A 16,067-nucleotide genomic window follows, 5' to 3' on the forward strand; every position below is an offset into this window, starting at 1 on the left:
CGGCGGTGACCGGTGACGCCGCCGCCCGGGGTCGGCAGCCCGGGTGCAGAACCGTCACTTCAGCGACGTCACGGCAACCCCAACGCCAGATCCGCGCCGAGGTGGCGTCCCCGCGCGCCGGATCACACGCACGACGACGGCCCGAACACCCGTACTCAGGAGGTGGCGGGCCGGTTCCGCCACCTCCAGCGCCACAGCCCGTCCGCCCGGTGGTCGTGCTCGAAGCCGGGGCCGAGGGGACCGACCCGCTCGTACGCCTCCTCGGTACGCGGATCGTCCCGCTGAGCAAGTCCGTAGGCGCCCTCCAGGCGCAGCCGTTGGTCGTCCTCGTCGAGCAGCGCCGCCAGGGCGTCCGCGACGGCGGGCGCCCGGTCCGGTGATCCGGACAGGGCGGCCGCGGCGGAGCCGCGTACGGAGGCGTCCGGGTCCCGGATCAGCGTCAGCAGCGCCTGCCTGGTCTCGGGGGTGAGGTCACGCCCCGAACCGAGGGGCCCGCACACGTTGCTGCGCACCCGGGCATCGGGATCCTGGGCCAGGGTGAGCAGCACGGCGGTGCCGGACGGCGTGAGCGGGCTGCCGTGGGCGGGGAAGCAGTACGGCACTTCGCGGCGCACCCGTGGGTCCGGGTGGTCGGCGTAGCGGTGCCCGATGGACTCGTGGCCGGGGTGCTCGTGACCGGTGTAGACGTCGAGCACCCTCGCGAGTACGCCGCTGTCCGGCTCGTCGGCCGCCCAGGCGGCGAGGACTTCGGCCTCCTCCTTCGCGTACGAGGGATAGCCGAGACCCTCGAAGATCGAGCGGGTCCACAGGTAGTCGGCCACAAACAGCCGGTGGACGGGCTCCCGGTAGTGGCGGTGCGCCAGCACAGCCGACCAGGTCTCCTTGCTGCGGCGCCGGCTGAGGACGAAGCTGGACGCCGACCAGTCGACGTGGTACTCGTGTTCCAGGTGGTCCGCCGGGGGGTGCCGGACGGCACGGGCCACCAGTTCGTCGACCGGCGTCAGGACGCGGAAGGCCCACTCCAGCGAGGTCAGGATGGCGCCGTGCCCCGCCCGCACCGTGAGCCCGCCGAGGGAGACCTCGTCGACGTGGCCGTACTCGTCGTCGGAGATCCGCCGTGTCCGGGCGGGGCCCGGCGCACCCGTCCTGCGGCGCAGTTCCCCGGCCGCGCCCGTCTCGTACCAGGTGCGCGCGAGGGCGAGCAGCCGCTCCCGTGCGGCCTGCGGGAGCCGCAGCCGCGGCTCGGCGCCCAGGACCGCCTCCACGACCGCCGGGGAACCGAGGTCGACGGCGCGCAGCAGGGGTGTGGTCCCGTCCGGCAGCTCGCGGTCGGGGCCGGCGCCGCCCTCCACCAGGGCCTCGGCGACCGGTTTGTCGTACGCCGCCACGGCCGCGCAGAGCACGGGGAGCCCGTCCTGACCGGTGGTGTCCGGGTCGGCCCCGTCTTCCAGCAGGGCACGTACCGCGTCGGCGTCCCCTGCGCGTACGGCCGCCACGAGGCGCTCTTCCGAGTTTCCTTCGCCCGTGCCGCGCTCCACTGCTTCCATCCGGCCCCCCTCGACTTCCTGGGTTCCCCTCCGGGGGACCCCGCCCGGAGATCTTGGTCGTGGCGCGTGCCGTACGCAAGAGACTTTCCCCAGGCCCGCAGCGTCGTCGAACGGCCTCTGACCTGCATACGATCGTCCCATGACGCTCTTCCACTTCGAACGCGCCACGCCCCTCGACCCTGCCGAGGCGTGGCGGCGTCTGACGGACTGGGAGCGGCACGGCCAGGTGGTGCCGCTGACGCGGGTCACCGTCTCCGGTGACCGGGAGGGCGGCGCGGGCACGGTCTTCACGGCGCGCTCGGGCGTCGGGCCCCTCGGGTTCGACGATGTGATGGAGGTCGTGGTCTGGCGGCCGCCGGGGGCGGAGGGGGCCGACCGCCTTCCGGGGGCGGAGGGGGCCGGGCTGTGCCGGTTGGCCAAGCGCGGCTCGTTCGTGACGGGGTGGGCCGAGATCGAGGTGCGGCCCGAGGGGGACGCCTCGCGCGTGGTCTGGCGCGAGGAGCTGCGGGTGCGTGGACTTCCCGGCGTCGTCGATCCGCTGCTGCGGCGGGCGGCCGTGGTGCTGTTCGGGCGGGCGGTCGATGCCCTGCTGGCGGAGCGGCGCTGAGGGGTGCGTGCCGGGGGGGCCGCTGCCGGATGCGTGCCGGGCTGCTGCAATTCCGTGCAACTTCCTTGCAGCCGCTCAGACAAAAGGCGTCTCCTTGTCACACCAACGCGCCAGAATAGGCGGCGAGTTGATGATGAACGCGACATGAGGGGCGGGCATGGCGCAGGCGGGGGACGTGTTGGAGGGGCGCTACCGACTGGACTCCCTCTCGGCGCCGGGGGCTTCGGCACCGTGTGGAGCGGTCACGACCTGCGCATGAAGCGGACAGTCGCGGTCAAGACCGGGCTCCCCGAGACACCGGACGAGGCGCGGCGCTTCGTCCGGGAGGCCGAGCTCGCCGGGGGCCTGTCGCAGCCCAACGTCGCGACGGTCCACGACGTCGGCCAAGTCGACTGGAACGGGCGCCAGTTGGTCTACATCGTCATGGAGCTGGTGCGGGGCGAGGATCTCGGGGGCGTCCTGGAGCGCGGCCTGCCGGACTTCCGCGACTCGGTGCTGTGGGCACGGCAGATCTGCGCGGCGCTCGGCGCCGCCCACGAGGCGGACATCGTGCACCGCGACATCAAGCCCGCCAACGTGATCGTCACCGATTCCGGCACCGTGAAGGTCCTGGACTTCGGCATCGCCAAGCACCAGCTGTCGGGGACCAACCTCACCGGCGAAGGCATGCTCATCGGCTCCTTCCCGTACATGGCGCCGGAGCGATGGCGCGGCAGCGCCGTGGACGGGCGCTCGGACCTGTACTCCCTCGGCTGCCTCCTGATGCAGCTGTGGACCGGGCGACTCCCCTTCCTCGGCGGTACGTTGCACGAGCTGTTCGGCCAGCACGTCGGCGCCCAGCCGCCCGCCCCGAGCGCCTTCACGCCCGGCCTGCCCCGGGAGGCCGACCGGCTCGTCCTCGACCTGCTCGCCAAGGACCCGGCCCACCGTCCGCCGCACGCGCGGGAGGTGGCGCGGCGCCTCGAGCTGCTTGCCGCGCCGACGGTGATCGCGGCGCCACCGCAGGTCCCGGCGACGGCGGCGCCGCCGCAGGTCCGGGCCGCCTCGTCACCGCCGGTCCAGGCCCCGCCGCCCGCGTACTCCCCCACCGTCCTGGACCCGGGCGCCGACCCGGTGCGGGCCGCGCTGCGCCGCAGGCTCGACCAGATCCAGGCCCTGCCATCCGACTCCGACCTCAAGGAGTACCTGGAGCTGCTCGACGCCCTGATCCCCGAGGCGCAGCGCGAGCTCGGCCCGGACGACCCGCTGACCACGGACGCCCTGCTCAGCCGCGCCCGGCGCGCATGGCGGCAGGACCCCGCCGACACGAGCCTGTCCCGCCTCCTGCCGAAGCTGGCCCGCGTCTTCGGCCCGGAGGACCGGCGCACGGTCGAGGTACGCGCCACGCTCCTCGGGTACGAGGCGCACCTGGGCCGGTCGGACCCGAAGGCCGTCCTCCCGGAGCTGACGGACGTCATCGAGCTCGCCACGCGCGTCCTCGGCCCCTACGACCCCGTGACCCTGCACGCCCGGGCCCAGCTGGCCCTCGGCCGCTGCCGCAGGTTCGCCCAGGGCAGCCAGGAACTGCCCCTGTCCGCCGCCTCCGCCACCGCCGAACTTCAGCGCCGCCGGGCGCTCCTCGAACCCGTCCTCGCGGACCTCAACCGGGGCCTGCCCGAGCACGACACCCTGCGCTGGGAGGTCTGCCGCCTCGCCGCGGGCGACGCCTACTTGATGGAGGACTACGCGGCGGCCGCGCGCCTCTACGACGAGCTGCTCCCCCTCAACCAGGCCGTCCTGCACGACGCGCCGGCCCCGGAAGTGGCCCTGCGGCACGCCCGCAGCGTCGGCGAGGCGGGCGACCCGGAGCGGGCCGCGGCCCTGCTCGCCGAGCTGAAGCCGCGCGTGTCGAGCCTGCCGGGTCCCACCAGTCCGCTGATGGACGTGGTGCATCGCCTGGAGAACCGCTACCGGCGTCGGGCGCGGCGCCAGAGCGGCGAGTCCCGCTCCTGGTTCCGACGCCGCTGAGCCGCTGGTCGCGGCCGTCGGCCGCCGGACAAACCCGGTTGCCCGGCGCGGGCGCGGCTGACAGGGTCCAGGCCATGACTGCCTCGCCGCCCTCGTCCTCGTCCTCGTCCTCCGTCACGCCCGCCACCGTGGCCCCCGTGTCCGCCACGTACTCGACCACGACCTCCACGTTCTCCGCGTACGACGGAACCGAGCTCGCGTACCACGTGGTCGGCGAAGGCCCGCCGCTGCTCTGCCTGCCCGGCGGCCCGATGCAGGCCTCCGCGTACCTCGGTGACCTCGGCGGCCTGTCCGCCCACCGTCGGTTGATCCTGCTGGACCTGCGGGGCACCGGGCGGTCGGCGGCGCCGCGGGACGTCTCGTCCTACCGCTGCGACCGGCTCGTCGACGACGTGGAGGCCCTGCGCGAGCACCTCGGCCTGGAGGCGGCGGACCTGCTCGCGCACTCCGGCGGCACCAATCTGGCGACGCTGTACGCGGCCCGCCACCCGGAGCGCGTCGGCAAACTGGCCCTGATCACGCCGAGCGTCATGGCCGTCGGCATCACGATCGCGGGTGGGACGCGGCAGGAGACCGCGCGGCTCCGGCAGGGCGAGCCGTGGTTCCCGGCGGCGTACGCGGCCCTGGAAGCGATCGTGTCGGGCCGGGCCACGGACGACTCCTGGGCGGCGATCGCACCGTTCGCCTACGGCCGCTGGGACGAGCGGGCCCGGGCGCATCGGGCGGCCGAGGACGGCCAGCGGAACGGGGAGGCCGCGGCCGTCTACGCGGGCGAGGGCGCCTTCGACCCGGACGCCACGCGGGCGGCACTCGCGCGGTTCGGGCGGCCGGTGCTTGTGCTCGCCGGGGAGGTCGACCTGAACTCCCCGCCGCCCGCCATGGCCGAGCTCGCCGCGCTGTTCCCGCACGCCGAGCTCGCCGTCCAGGTGGGGGCCGCGCACTTCCCGTGGCTGGACGACGCCGAACGGTTCGTGGCGGCCACCGCGGCGTTCCTCGACGCCTGACGGCCCCGGCCTCAGCCCGGCGTCAGTCGGCGGGCTTCTCCCACACCGACACGTGCCGGGAGCTCTCGGCGGTGAACGGCGCCCGCGACCAGTCCTCCCACCGGTCGCGCAGCCGCAGTCCGGCGAGCCGCGCCATCAGGTCGAGCTCGGCGGGCCACACGTACCGGAACGGGATGGACGCGTGCTCGGCGCGGCCGTCGACGATCGTGACGTAGTGCGAGCTCATCGCCTGCGTGGCGGCGTCGTAGGTGTCGAACGCCCACTGCGTGTCGCTGATGTGGAACGGCACGGCGCTCTGGCCCGGCGGCAGTCGGCGCAGGTCCGGCACCCCCACCTCGATGACGAAGCTGCCGCCGGGCCGCAGATGGGCGGCGGCGTTGCGGAAGCAGTCGACCTGGGCGTCCTGCGTCGTCAGGTTGTTGATGGTGTTGAAGACGAGGTAGGCGACCGCGAACGTCCCCGGGGCGCGCGCCGTGGCGAAGTCGCCGATCGTCACGCCGATGTCCGCGCCGCCGGGCTTGTCCCGCAGCCGGGACGCCATGGCACGGGACAGCTCGATGCCGTGCACCGACACACCACGCCGGGCCAGCGGCAACGCGATCCGCCCCGTGCCGATGCCGAACTCCAGCGCGGGCCCGTCCCCCGCGAGCCCGGCGAGCACGTCGACCACCGGGTCCACCACATCGGACCGGAACATGTCCGCCGACGACACGTCGTACGTAGCCGCGACACTCTCCCCGAAGTACCCGTCCTCGTATCCGTCCGTGCTTCCGTCTGTTGTGTTTCCGCCGTCATCACCCATGCCCGGACCGTAGCGTTCGGGGCCAGGGAGGCGCGCGTGGTTTTCCACGGCGGCCTTCGGTCGGCGTCGAACAGCCCCACCACACTCGGTAGTCGGCGGGGCAGGGTGTCACTGGCGTCGCTGCGGTGACGGGTCGTTGGTCGGCGCTCCCTCTGAGGCCTCCGGCGTCCCTGCTTCTCGCAGCGAGGCTGCAAGAATGCGGCAGACTTCGACTCGTTGTCGTTGGTCACAGCCGTCCATCAGGCGCTCCAACCGGCGGAGCACAGCTATGTCCCGCCCGCAGCGCACCACGACCCCGAGGACCATGCATAGGGCGATTCCGAGCACTGCCATGATCGGGGTCAAGACACGTACCCCTCCCGGATGTGCTGGGAGATCTCCTGAGCGCTGAATGGACTGTGTCTGTACTGGCAGCCAGAGTGGCGCCTCAAGATCACGGTGTGGCCGCCCAAGCGAGCAGATTGACGTGAAGTCAACTCGATCGCCTCGCTCGGCGACAGACCGTCGATGAAGCCATGTCCCAACAGCGCAGCGCAGAGAGCCTCCACGGTGTCACCACAGCACCACTCGATCACGAGGTCCGCCGAATGATGCGTATAGCAGTTGGCGAACCCGTGAGGTGCCGCTGCCCGATTGACCAGATTCGGACGACGCAGAACTCGACTCATCATCAGGTCGCGCAGCGGCACATCCACGAGCGAGGGATGGGACTGGGTCCACTCCTCGGCCTCTTCCCTTTCCTCTCGTGAAATGTCGCCCGGGCGCCGCTTCCACAGGAGCGTTTCGCCGTCGCGCGCCGTTGGCAGCCGCCAAGCATGGCCGTCGGTACGCGTCAGAGTGATCCGTGCCGAACTGAGTCCGTCCTGGAGCACGATGTCCGGGTCGTCCAGATGGACACGCAGGCCGGGGACACCTCGTATCCCTCCGTAAGGCTCGTCGAAGCGCGGGAGGAGCTCACGGACCACTTCGTCTGCCATCGCGGACTCAAGCGTCAACTCCAGGTGCTGAGCGATTGGTCGCGCTTCCCTTGCTCCCAACAGAGCGCCGTTGAGCTGTCGGTCCTGGAAACCGCTCGCCAAGACGTGGGCTATGTGCGCTTCCAGTCGACGTTGATGGGATTCCGCTGCATCGGCGATCGGAGGGCCCAGGTAGACAGGCACCTGTTTGGCCAGCCTTGATGCCGTCGACTGGTTGAGTGACGTCTGGCGGCAGATTTTCTTCGCCAGCCGACTGGTGTTGCGTGACCTGGACATACGTCGCCCCTTCCACTTGCCGCCCGGCGACGACAGGAGAGACAGATCGATGTCCCGATGCGTAGTGACTGCCCACTGCGGGTGACTCTCAAGAGCCCACTGCTCGCTCCGGCGCCGGGGACCGGGGTGTAGCGAGACACACTGCCGCAGCAGCGCGGTACGCACGCTACACCCGATGACCGGACTCTCGCCTCACTTTTGCTGCCCTGCGTGCACACCTGGACGCCCCCGCGCCGACCTGCAGGTCGGCTCAGTCGGACACATCGACACCATAGCTGCGGGCCAACTCGGCCAGACCGTGGTCGTAGCCCTGTCCGATGGCACGCAGCCGCCAGCTGTCGCCGCGGCGGTAGATCTCGGCCAGGATCATGGTGCGTTCCGTGGTGGCGGCGTCGAGCGTGGCTCGGGCAGTCGAAGCCGCGCCGATCCCGCAGGTGGCGGTGATTTCGACGGCGCCGACGTCGGAGAATGTCGCGGCGCCGTCGACCGCCGCGGCAACGACGATCCGCTGGACCTCCCAAGGCAGGCGTCCGAGGTCGGCGGTGACAGCCTGCTCAGAGGGCCCGTCCAGGGCTAGCCGCACGGTGCCGTCCGGGTGCTCGGGTGCGCTGTAGAAGACGAAGTCCTCGTCTCCAGCGACCTGTTCATGCTCGTCGAGCGCGAAGGCGACGACGTCGACCTCGCAAGCGGCGTGCTGACTCCACGCGGCCGCCACTGTCCAGGCCACGTCGGCGTGCGGCAGGTCAATGACGGCGCCTCGGGCCAGTACCTCTGCCGTGTCCGACGGATTCTCGCTGGTGTTCTGCGTCGGCATGGGCGCCGACGCGGCCGTGGGTGCGAGGAGCCAGCCGCCGTCGTGTACGCGCAGACCGAGGGTGGCGATACGGCTCAGGCGTCGGTCCGCTTCGCCACCGGTGAGGACCACGACGTCGGTGACACTGGCTGAGAGGTTGACGGCCGCGGAGGCGCCGAGGGAGAGCGCGCGGGAGCGCGCTGCCGCCGCCTCATCGTGCGTTCCGCCCAGAACCAGGACCCGATGCCCGGCCAGCGGCTGAGCCGCCGTGGCTGCGGGTGCGGTCGTGCGCTGTGCGGGAACGCTCGGCGCGGGAACGGGCTGTGGGGTCGCTTCCGCAGAGGGTGCTGCTTCGCCCTGCTGGCTCGCGGCACCGGTGCGGACCGTTCCCTTGGCCTGGCCGGGCTGCACGTCGTTCAGTAGTCGTAGGTAAGTCGGCTCATCCACGAGGGGGACTCCCTCGGCCGCGGCCCGCCGCAGTTTGCTGGACGCGCCACCGGAGTCGTTGGTCACCACGACGCTGGTGAGACCACTGACCGAGGTCATCACATTGAGCCCGGCCGCTACCGAGCGGGCAACCAACTCTTCGCGGGAGACCCGGGTGTCCCCGGTGATGGCGACCTTCATCCCCTGGACCAGTGGTCCATCCGTCTCCAGTCGGCCCGGGTTGCGGTAGGCGCACGGGGTCTTGGGGACATAGGGCTTGTAGTCCTGGCGTGGAGGGCAGGCCAGGAGCGGCAGGGGCAGCCCCAGTCGTTCAGCGGCGCTCAGCGAGCCCCGCAGGATGCCGGAGAGCACCCTTACGTCGTCCCGTGCGTCGTGGGCCCGCTCTTGGAGCACGCCGTAGTGCGCGGCGAGCGTGCCCAGTTTGAGGTCGGGTGTCGCGGGTGCGACCAGACGGTTGAGGGACAGCGTGCACAGGCGTCTGTCCACCGGGACCCAGGAACGGGCGCGGGCGAACTCGTGGGCCAGGAAGTCGTAGTCGAACTGCGCATTGTGGGCCACCAGGACACGGCTACTCAACAGCGCCCCTACCTGCGGGGCGATGTCCTCGAAGACGGGTGCACCACAGAGCCGGGCGGGGGTGAGTCCGTGGATGTGCACCGGGCCCGGGTCGCAGCCGGGGTTGAGGAGCGTGGAGAACTCACCCGTCTGCCGACCGTGCCCGTCCAGGGTGATGACAGCAAGGGACAGGATCCGGTCACGGCCGGGCCTCAGCCCTGAGGTCTCCACGTCCACCAGCGCCCAGTCGTGGAAGTAGTCGGGCACGGTTGGCCACTTCGGCTTCGACGACAGCAAGGCCATGGTGGGGCTCCCCTCCCGAGCGCGGCAGGGCGCCGAGCCTGCGCGCAGTGATGTCGACCGTGTGGGATTTTGGCATGGCTTGGCCCCTGTTCGTGGTGGATCTGTCACAGAGGGCCAGCGCGGCTGGTCAGTTGCCAATTGAGCAACGGGTGAGGGCCCCGAGCCCTCGTGGTGCAAGTCAGCGGCGACCTCAGTCGCAGCAAGTGCACCCAGGGCGACAGCCGCATCTGTCCGGCTCGACGCGGGTCGGTGGTGCCGCCGCGGCGGGGCTCGCGCAGCAGCCCTTGCCCTGCCAGGCATCGCGGCCCTCCTTCGTGGCGACGACGGCGATGACGAGGGCGGCGACGGGGTCGGCCCAGGACCAGCCGAGGGTGGCGTTGAGGGCCAGGCCGACCAGGAGCACGGCGGGCAGATACGTGCACAGGAGTGTCTGCTGGGAGTCGGCGACCGCGCTGGCGGAGCCGAGTTCGCGGCCCGCGCGTCGCTGGGCGGCGGACAGGAACGGCATGACCGCCAGGGAGAGCGCGGCGGTGAGGGCGACGATCGCCTCGACGACGTTGTAGCTGATGGTCGCGGCGACCAGCACGCGTATGCGCCTGGCCAAGGCGTCACGGCGGGCCGGGGGGCGGGCGTCGGCCAGCTCGTAGCGGGTGCGGCGCCCCACGGGCACGGTGACGACCAGGCCGCAGTCACGCAGGCAGGCCAGATGGTTCGGCAGGCGGGTGCGGGAGATGCCGAGCTCGTCGGCGAGATCCGAGGGGTGGGCGGGCGCTTCGCTCAGGGCGAGCAGGAGGCGGCAGCGGATGGGGTCGGCGAGGTCGTGAATTCAGGGAACCGTGAACTATTGGCCGGTGCGGGTGGCGGGCGTGAACTTCCGCCGCCACGCCAGCGACACGTACACGAGCCCGACCAGGACCGGTACTTCGATGAGCGGGCCGACGACGCCGGACAGGGCCTGGCCGGAGGTGACGCCGAAGGTGGCGATGGCGACCGCGATGGCCAGCTCGAAGTTGTTGCCCGCCGCGGTGAAGGCGAGGGTCGCGGTGCGGTCGTACGCCAGGCCGATGGCCTTGCCCAGGGTGAAGGCGCCGAACCACATCAGCGCGAAGTACACCAGGAGCGGCAGCGCGATGCGGGCCACGTCCAGCGGCTGCGAGGTGATCGTCCTCCCCTGCAGGGCGAAGAGGACGACGATGGTGAAGAGCAGGCCGTACAGGGCCCACGGGCCGATCCTGGGAAGGACGTTGGCCTCGTACGTCTCGCGGCCCAGTTTCCGCTCGCCGACGCGGCGGGTGAGGAATCCCGCGAGGAGCGGGACGCCGAGGAAGATGACCACGTTGAGGGCGATCTTTCCCAGGGAGATGTCCAGGTGCTCGCCCTCGCCCAGGCCGAGCCAGCCGGGCAGCAGATCCAGGTAGAGCCAGCCCAGGAGGCCGAAGGCCAGGACCTGGAAGACGGAGTTCAGGGCGACGAGGACGGCGGCCGCTTCGCGGTCGCCGCAGGCCAGGTCGTTCCAGATGATGACCATGGCGATGCAGCGGGCCAGGCCGACAATGATCAGGCCGGTGCGGTACTCGGGCAGGTCCGACAGGAAGATCCACGCGAGGGCGAACATCACGGCCGGGCCGATCAGCCAGTTGATGAGCAGCGAGGAGACCATGAGCTTGCGGTCGCCGGTGACCGTGTCGAGCTTGTCGTAGCGGACCTTCGCGAGCACCGGGTACATCATTACCAGCAGGCCGAGCGCGATCGGCAGGGAGATCCCGCCGAGTTCGACCTTGGCGAGGACGTCGTCCAGGCCGGGGACCAGCCGGCCCAGACCGAGACCCAGGGCCATGGCGGCGAGAATCCACACGGCCAAGTAGCGGTCGAGCGTGGAGAGTTTGGCCACGACGCCGGGTGCAGCGGCAGCCGGGGCGGTTGCCGCCGGCGCATCGGTGCCCGTCCGTTCGGTGCTGGTCATCAGCAGGACCGCTTCCGGCCGGTCTCGATCGTCTCGCGCGCGGCGGTCGCCAGGCCCGCGAAGGAGTCGGCCAGGGCGTCGAGGACCTCGGGCTTGAGCTTGTAGTAGACGAACCGGCCGCACGGCTCGGTGTCCACCACCCCCGCCTCGCGCAGCACCTTCATGTGATTGGAGAGGTTGGTCTGCTTCGCGCCGGTCTCGGCGACCAGATGCGTGGTGCACAGCGTCTCGTGGGCCAGCAGGGTCACGATCTTCAGCCTGAGCGGGTCGGCGAGCACCCGCATCAGTTCAGTGTCGACTGACGTCAGCATGGGCTGATACTGTCACATCATTAGAGACTGATGCCAGTCCAGACTGAATCGTGGAGCCCGTCGGAGGGGTCCTGATGACCGCACCCACACCGCCCGTCCCGCCCGATGCCCGCCTCGCCGCCGGCGCCGCCCGCCTGGCCGCCCGGCATTCCGGCCGCTTCTCCACCGAGACCGTCCAGGCACTGATCGCCGACTCCTATACGCGACTTGCCGCCACCGCGCGCATCTCCACGCATCTGGTCGTGCTGGCCGAGCGATGGGCGGCCGAGCGCCTCGACGCCCTCGGTCACCTCCGCAAGAGGCCGGGCGGCGGGCCGCCGCGAGTGCTGTTCGTCTGCAGCCACAACGCCGGCCGCTCCCAGATGGCCGCCGCCCTGCTCTCCCACCGCGCAGCCGACCTCGTACGGGTCTCCTCCGCAGGAACCGCACCGGCCGCCGCCATCGAGCCCTTCGTGGCTCAGGTGCTCACCGAGGCCGGAGTCGATCCCCGCGGCGCGTTCCCCAAACCGCTGACCGATGAGGCCGTCCGGGCCGCCGACGTCGTCGTCACCATGGGCTGCGGCGACGCCTGCCCCATCGTGGCCGGCCCCCGCTACTTGGATTGGCCCGTCCCCGACCCCGAAGGCGCCCCGATCGCCGTCATCCGCGAGATCCGCGACGCCATCGACGCCCACATCGCCGACCTGCTCGCCACCCTGCCGGGGGCATGAATCCGCCCCGACGGCCTCACCTGTTGACCTGATGCGTGAAGGAAGAACCCATGCCCTCCACCCCCGCCGTGTCCGTGCTGTTCGTCTGCGTCCACAACGCCGGACGTTCCCAGATGGCCGCCGGATTCCTCACCCACCTCGCGGGCGGCCGGATCGAGGTGCGCTCCGCCGGATCGCTTCCCGGTGACCAGGTCAACCCGGCCGCCGTCGAAGCGATGAAGGAAGTCGGCGTCGACATCTCCGCGGCCCAGCCCAGAGTGCTGACGACCGATGCGGTCCAGGCGTCCGACTACGTCATCACCATGGGCTGCGGGGACGCTTGCCCGGTTTTCCCCGGCAAGACCTACCTCGACTGGGCCCTGGAAGACCCGGCGGGCAAGGGAGTTGAGGCGGTGCGGCCGATCCGGGATGAAATCAAGCGCCGCGTCGAAGCTCTGATCGCCGAGATCGACGCCCGCTGAGGCGGTCGCGGGGGCGGCTTTCCGCAGCCACTTCACAGGGAGCCGGAATCCGCGTACCAGAAATGCCCTTTCTGCGACCGCTGCTCCTTTCTACGACCGCTGCTCCGCGTGCGGACGCTCGATCACGACGGCCTGGACGACGACTGGGGCGTCGACGCGCCCGCGCACCCGCCCGCGCCCCGCCAATCGACAGCCGAGGCAGCCAGGGTGGCCCCGCCGCGCCACCGTGTCACGGACGCGCCAGGACTGCTGCGCCACCGGCCGCGGCCCCGTGCCCTTGCCCCACCCGGCCAGATGGAGAAGCCAGGTGCTGAGCGCGGCGAGCGCGACGACGGCGCCGCCGAGCACCAGCCCCGCGGCCGAGTCGACGGCCAGCGCCACCCCCATCACCGCACTGCCGAGTACGGCCACGGCGGTGCCCGTCCACCCGGCGACGGTGTGGCCCAGGTCGTGGTCCCCGTGCATGCTCATGGCCGTCTCCTCAGGAAATGGGATGCTGGAGCAGCTGGTCGGGGGCGCACCCGTCCAGCAATGTCTTATCTTGCAAGATAATTTACTTAGATGCTAAGGGGATCTGTGGTGCAGGGCAAGGCACGTCCGGCGGCGACGGCTGACCAGGCGTTGTACGCGATGGACCGAATGATCGCGACCGCGCACTTCGGGCAGCAGGACATCGCCCGGCGACTCGGCCTCAACGTCACGGATCTCACCTGCCTCGGCTTCCTCATCGAGGCCGCCACGGCCGGCGAATCCCTCGTGGCGGGCGACCTCGCCGAGCGCGCCCGGCTGACCACCGGAGCGGTGACCGGCGTGCTCAACCGCCTGGAGAAGGCCGGGTACGTCCGCCGCCAGGCGGACCCGAAGGACCGCCGGCGGGTCCACGTGGTCATGGAGGAGTCCGCGCAGGCCCGCGTCCTTCAGGTCTACGGGCCGGTGTACGAGCGCCTCGGCACCCTCTTCGCCGACTACGGCCCGGACGAGATCGCCGTCCTGACGGACTGGTTCACCCGCGCCAAGACCCTGCTGCACGAGTCGTTGGACGAGATGCGCGAAGGTGTCTCCGAAGGGCCCGGCGCCGACCGCTGATCGCCCGCTGACCTGCGGCGCCCTCTGGCCGGTCGCGCTCCCCGACCGGCCGGTCACGTTCCCCGACCGACCGGCCCGCGGGACGTCCGGCGGCGATGTCAGTGGTGGCCGGCATGGTGGTCACCATGCTGCAGGTATGTCTGAACGGGGCGCGGACGCGCGAGGAATGCCGGTCTCTGCCGATGTCACCCGGCGAGCTGGCCGCGGCGGCCGCGCGGGCGGTGGCCGCCGGGGCCGACGACATCCATCTTCACCCCAAGGACGGCGAGGGCCGTGACTCGCTGGCGCCGCACGTCGTCGCCCGGGCGGTCACGGCGGTACGCCGTGCAGTTCCGCCTCATATACGGACAGGGGTCACCACCGGAGCGTGGGCAGTCCCGGAGCCCGAGCGGCGCGCGGCACTGGTGCGCTCCTGGACCGTGCTGCCCGACCACGCCTCGGTCAACTGGCACGAGGACGGCGCCGAGCAGGTGGCCGAGGCGCTCCTCGACCGCGGCGTCGGCGTGGAGGCGGGCATCTATTCGGGCACGGACGCCGCACGCCGGTTCTGCGCCTCGCCGTTTCCGGGCCGGGTCCTGCGGGTGCTCGCCGAAGTCACCGACGGCGACGCGGCCACAGCCGAGGAGACCGCGCTCGCCCTGGTGGCGGAGCTGGATCCGGCCCGGCCGACGCCGGTGCTGCTGCACGGTGAAGACGGCAGCGCCTGGCCCGTGGTGCGGGTCGCGGCCCGGCTCGGCCTGGACACCAGAGTCGGCCTCGAGGACGTCCTGGTCCTGCCCGACGGCTCCGCCGTGCCGGACAACGCCGCGCTCGTCCAGGCCGCACGGACGCTCCTGGCCACCAAGGGCGAGTAGCAGCGAGCAGGTCAGTTCGCGGCGGGCTTGCTGAACTCCTCGATCAGAACCGGGTACTGCTCCCCTCCGTGCCCGGCGGCGATCGCGCGGTCGGCCATCGCCTTGAACAGCTTCGGCAGTTCGGCGTTGACGCCCACCGCCTCGCTCTCCTCGATCAGGTGCGCCATCGACCGCGCGTCGGTCTCCAGGGCCGCCACCTCGGCCGGGAAGGAGCCGCTGTCGATCTGCTCGGCGTACCCCGGCAGCCAGTCGGCCACACCGGCGGCGATCTGCCGTGCGAACGGCGCGTAGGTGGCGGCGTCGACACCGGCCGTCCTGAGCAAGGCGGTGCCCTGGAGCCAGGCGTTCAGGACGCTCCACATCATGGCGAGGCCCGCCACGTCGTACAGGGACGCAAGGCCGGGGTCCGCGCCGAGGTAGGTGAGGGTGCCGAGCGCTTCCAGGGTCGGCCTGTGCGCCTCGAAGTCAAGCTGCGGCCCGCTGTGCAGCAGCACCGCGTCGGCGGTCCCGATCACCGACGGGACGGCCATGACGGCGCCGTCCAGATAGTGCGCGCCGCGCCCCTCGGCCCAACGGGCCGCTTCCCTGGCCTGGGCCGAGTCGCCCGAGGTCAGGTTGAGCAGCGTCGCGCCGTCCAGGTCGACATCGCCCGCGCCGAGCAGCTCGCGCACGGCCCGGTAGTCGGTGACGCACATGATCGTCAGGGCACCGGCCTCGATCGCGTCGCCGACCGTGGGCGCGAGGCGTGCGCCCTCGGCCACCAACGGGGCGGCCTTGGAGGCCGTGCGGTTCCACACGGTCGTGGGGTGTCCGGCCTTCAGGAACGCGCCGGCGAGCGCCTGGCCCATCCGTCCGAGTCCGATGACTGTCACAGGTGTTTCGGTGGTGTTGTTCATGGCAGCATCGTCAACGTTCATACCGGTGTGAAGGTCAAGCGAGGTTTTGATGCGGATCGGGGAACTGGGTCGTCGGACGGGCGTCAACACCCATCAGTTGCGCTACTACGAGGCGCAGGGCCTGCTGGAGTCGGACCGCCGCGCCAACGGTTACCGCGACTACGACGAGAGCGCCGTGCTGCGCGTCCAGCAGATCCGGCATCTGCTCGGTGCCGGTCTGTCCTGCGAGGACATCGCGTACGTACTGCCCTGCGCGGTCGGAGAGGTCCCGGAACTGCCCGGGTGTCCCGATCTGCTCGCCGCGATGCGGTCACGGCGGCAGCGGATCGACGACCAGATGGCGAGGCTCGCCCGGTCCCGCGACGCGCTCACCGACTACATCGACGCGGCCGCCCGCATGGGCGGCGAGAGCTATCCGCCCTTCGACCAGGCCGACGAGGAGCCCGTCCCCGCCTGAGCAGCCGGGGT

Annotated in this window: 17 protein-coding genes and 1 pseudogene; 8 read left to right on the forward strand and 10 right to left on the reverse strand. The window is 71.5% G+C overall.

Features of this window, described 5'->3' with window-relative positions:
• Positions 1-155 precede the first annotated feature (155 nt).
• On the reverse strand, positions 156-1,547 hold the full coding sequence (locus tag ACFWZ5_RS01605) for a HEAT repeat domain-containing protein (protein ID WP_384787281.1): 1,392 nt from the start codon (positions 1,545-1,547) through the stop codon (positions 156-158).
• Positions 1,548-1,686: 139 nt separating this feature from the next.
• On the opposite strand from ACFWZ5_RS01605, the gene ACFWZ5_RS01610 reads away from it, so the two are divergent.
• The 3 genes from ACFWZ5_RS01610 to ACFWZ5_RS01620 all read left to right on the forward strand — a co-directional run bounded on the left by ACFWZ5_RS01610 (position 1,687) and on the right by ACFWZ5_RS01620 (position 5,165).
• On the forward strand, positions 1,687-2,154 hold the full coding sequence (locus ACFWZ5_RS01610; RefSeq protein ID WP_384787278.1) for an SRPBCC family protein: 468 nt from the start codon (positions 1,687-1,689) through the stop codon (positions 2,152-2,154).
• A gap of 144 nt (positions 2,155-2,298) precedes the next feature.
• On the forward strand, positions 2,299-4,161 hold the full coding sequence (locus ACFWZ5_RS01615) for a protein kinase (RefSeq protein ID WP_384787275.1): 1,863 nt from the start codon (positions 2,299-2,301) through the stop codon (positions 4,159-4,161).
• 74 nt (positions 4,162-4,235) lie between these two features.
• The gene (locus ACFWZ5_RS01620) at positions 4,236-5,165 is read left to right on the forward strand and encodes an alpha/beta fold hydrolase (protein WP_384787271.1); all 930 of its coding nucleotides are present in this window, start codon (positions 4,236-4,238) and stop codon (positions 5,163-5,165) included.
• A 22-nt stretch (positions 5,166-5,187) separates the two neighbouring features.
• Here ACFWZ5_RS01620 and ACFWZ5_RS01625 read toward each other — a convergent pair whose 3' ends face one another.
• From ACFWZ5_RS01625 to ACFWZ5_RS01655, 7 genes and pseudogenes are all read right to left on the reverse strand, one after another.
• The gene (locus ACFWZ5_RS01625) at positions 5,188-5,967 is read right to left on the reverse strand and encodes a class I SAM-dependent DNA methyltransferase (RefSeq protein ID WP_384787268.1); all 780 of its coding nucleotides are present in this window, start codon (positions 5,965-5,967) and stop codon (positions 5,188-5,190) included.
• 341 nt (positions 5,968-6,308) lie between these two features.
• On the reverse strand, positions 6,309-7,220 hold the full coding sequence (locus ACFWZ5_RS01630; RefSeq protein ID WP_384787265.1) for a hypothetical protein: 912 nt from the start codon (positions 7,218-7,220) through the stop codon (positions 6,309-6,311).
• 250 nt (positions 7,221-7,470) lie between these two features.
• Positions 7,471-9,318 (reverse strand): TerD family protein, encoded by a 1,848-nt coding sequence (locus ACFWZ5_RS01635; protein WP_384890083.1) that lies wholly within the window; start codon positions 9,316-9,318, stop codon positions 7,471-7,473.
• Positions 9,319-9,508: 190 nt separating this feature from the next.
• Positions 9,509-9,958 carry a cation transporter gene (locus ACFWZ5_RS01640; RefSeq protein WP_384787331.1) on the reverse strand — a complete coding sequence of 150 codons (450 nt, stop codon included), beginning with the start codon at positions 9,956-9,958 and terminating at the stop codon, positions 9,509-9,511.
• Positions 9,944-10,144, reverse strand: a pseudogene (locus ACFWZ5_RS01645) (ArsR/SmtB family transcription factor); the annotation flags it as partial. The gene ACFWZ5_RS01640 and the pseudogene ACFWZ5_RS01645, both read right to left, overlap by 15 nt.
• 15 nt (positions 10,145-10,159) lie before the next feature.
• A complete protein-coding gene (gene arsB / locus ACFWZ5_RS01650; RefSeq protein ID WP_384787257.1) occupies positions 10,160-11,281 on the reverse strand; it encodes an ACR3 family arsenite efflux transporter in 1,122 nt (373 codons plus the stop codon).
• Positions 11,281-11,592 (reverse strand): ArsR/SmtB family transcription factor, encoded by a 312-nt coding sequence (locus ACFWZ5_RS01655; protein ID WP_384787254.1) that lies wholly within the window; start codon positions 11,590-11,592, stop codon positions 11,281-11,283. Before ACFWZ5_RS01655 ends, arsB begins: the two co-directional genes overlap by 1 nt.
• A 74-nt stretch (positions 11,593-11,666) precedes the next feature.
• Between ACFWZ5_RS01655 and ACFWZ5_RS01660 the strand changes: the two genes are divergently transcribed.
• Together ACFWZ5_RS01660 and ACFWZ5_RS01665 are read left to right on the forward strand one after the other, a co-directional pair.
• On the forward strand, positions 11,667-12,302 hold the full coding sequence (locus tag ACFWZ5_RS01660; RefSeq protein ID WP_384787251.1) for an arsenate reductase ArsC: 636 nt from the start codon (positions 11,667-11,669) through the stop codon (positions 12,300-12,302).
• A gap of 50 nt (positions 12,303-12,352) precedes the next feature.
• Positions 12,353-12,763, forward strand: a complete 411-nt coding sequence (locus tag ACFWZ5_RS01665) for an arsenate reductase ArsC (RefSeq protein ID WP_384787249.1) — start codon at positions 12,353-12,355, stop codon at positions 12,761-12,763.
• 90 nt (positions 12,764-12,853) lie between these two features.
• On the opposite strand, the gene ACFWZ5_RS01670 is transcribed toward ACFWZ5_RS01665, so the two are convergent.
• Complete coding sequence (locus tag ACFWZ5_RS01670; protein WP_384787246.1) at positions 12,854-13,234, reverse strand: HGxxPAAW family protein; 381 nt, start codon at positions 13,232-13,234, stop codon at positions 12,854-12,856.
• 108 nt (positions 13,235-13,342) lie between these two features.
• On the opposite strand from ACFWZ5_RS01670, the gene ACFWZ5_RS01675 reads away from it, so the two are divergent.
• Together ACFWZ5_RS01675 and ACFWZ5_RS01680 are read left to right on the forward strand one after the other, a co-directional pair.
• Positions 13,343-13,849, forward strand: a complete 507-nt coding sequence (locus tag ACFWZ5_RS01675) for a MarR family transcriptional regulator (RefSeq protein ID WP_384787243.1) — start codon at positions 13,343-13,345, stop codon at positions 13,847-13,849.
• 125 nt (positions 13,850-13,974) lie between these two features.
• Positions 13,975-14,703, forward strand: coding sequence for a 3-keto-5-aminohexanoate cleavage protein (locus ACFWZ5_RS01680; RefSeq protein WP_384787240.1), 729 nt, complete (start codon positions 13,975-13,977; stop codon positions 14,701-14,703).
• 11 nt (positions 14,704-14,714) lie between these two features.
• On the opposite strand, the gene ACFWZ5_RS01685 is transcribed toward ACFWZ5_RS01680, so the two are convergent.
• Positions 14,715-15,599 (reverse strand): NAD(P)-dependent oxidoreductase, encoded by an 885-nt coding sequence (locus tag ACFWZ5_RS01685; protein ID WP_384787237.1) that lies wholly within the window; start codon positions 15,597-15,599, stop codon positions 14,715-14,717.
• A 49-nt stretch (positions 15,600-15,648) separates the two neighbouring features.
• Here ACFWZ5_RS01685 and ACFWZ5_RS01690 point away from each other — a divergent pair, with 49 nt between their 5' ends.
• A complete protein-coding gene (locus tag ACFWZ5_RS01690; protein ID WP_384787234.1) occupies positions 15,649-16,056 on the forward strand; it encodes a MerR family transcriptional regulator in 408 nt (135 codons plus the stop codon).
• The last annotated feature ends 11 nt before the right edge of the window (positions 16,057-16,067 follow it).

Origin of the sequence: Streptomyces sp. NPDC059003, assembly GCF_042740445.1 — a bacterium.
Classification (GTDB): domain Bacteria; phylum Actinomycetota; class Actinomycetes; order Streptomycetales; family Streptomycetaceae; genus Streptomyces.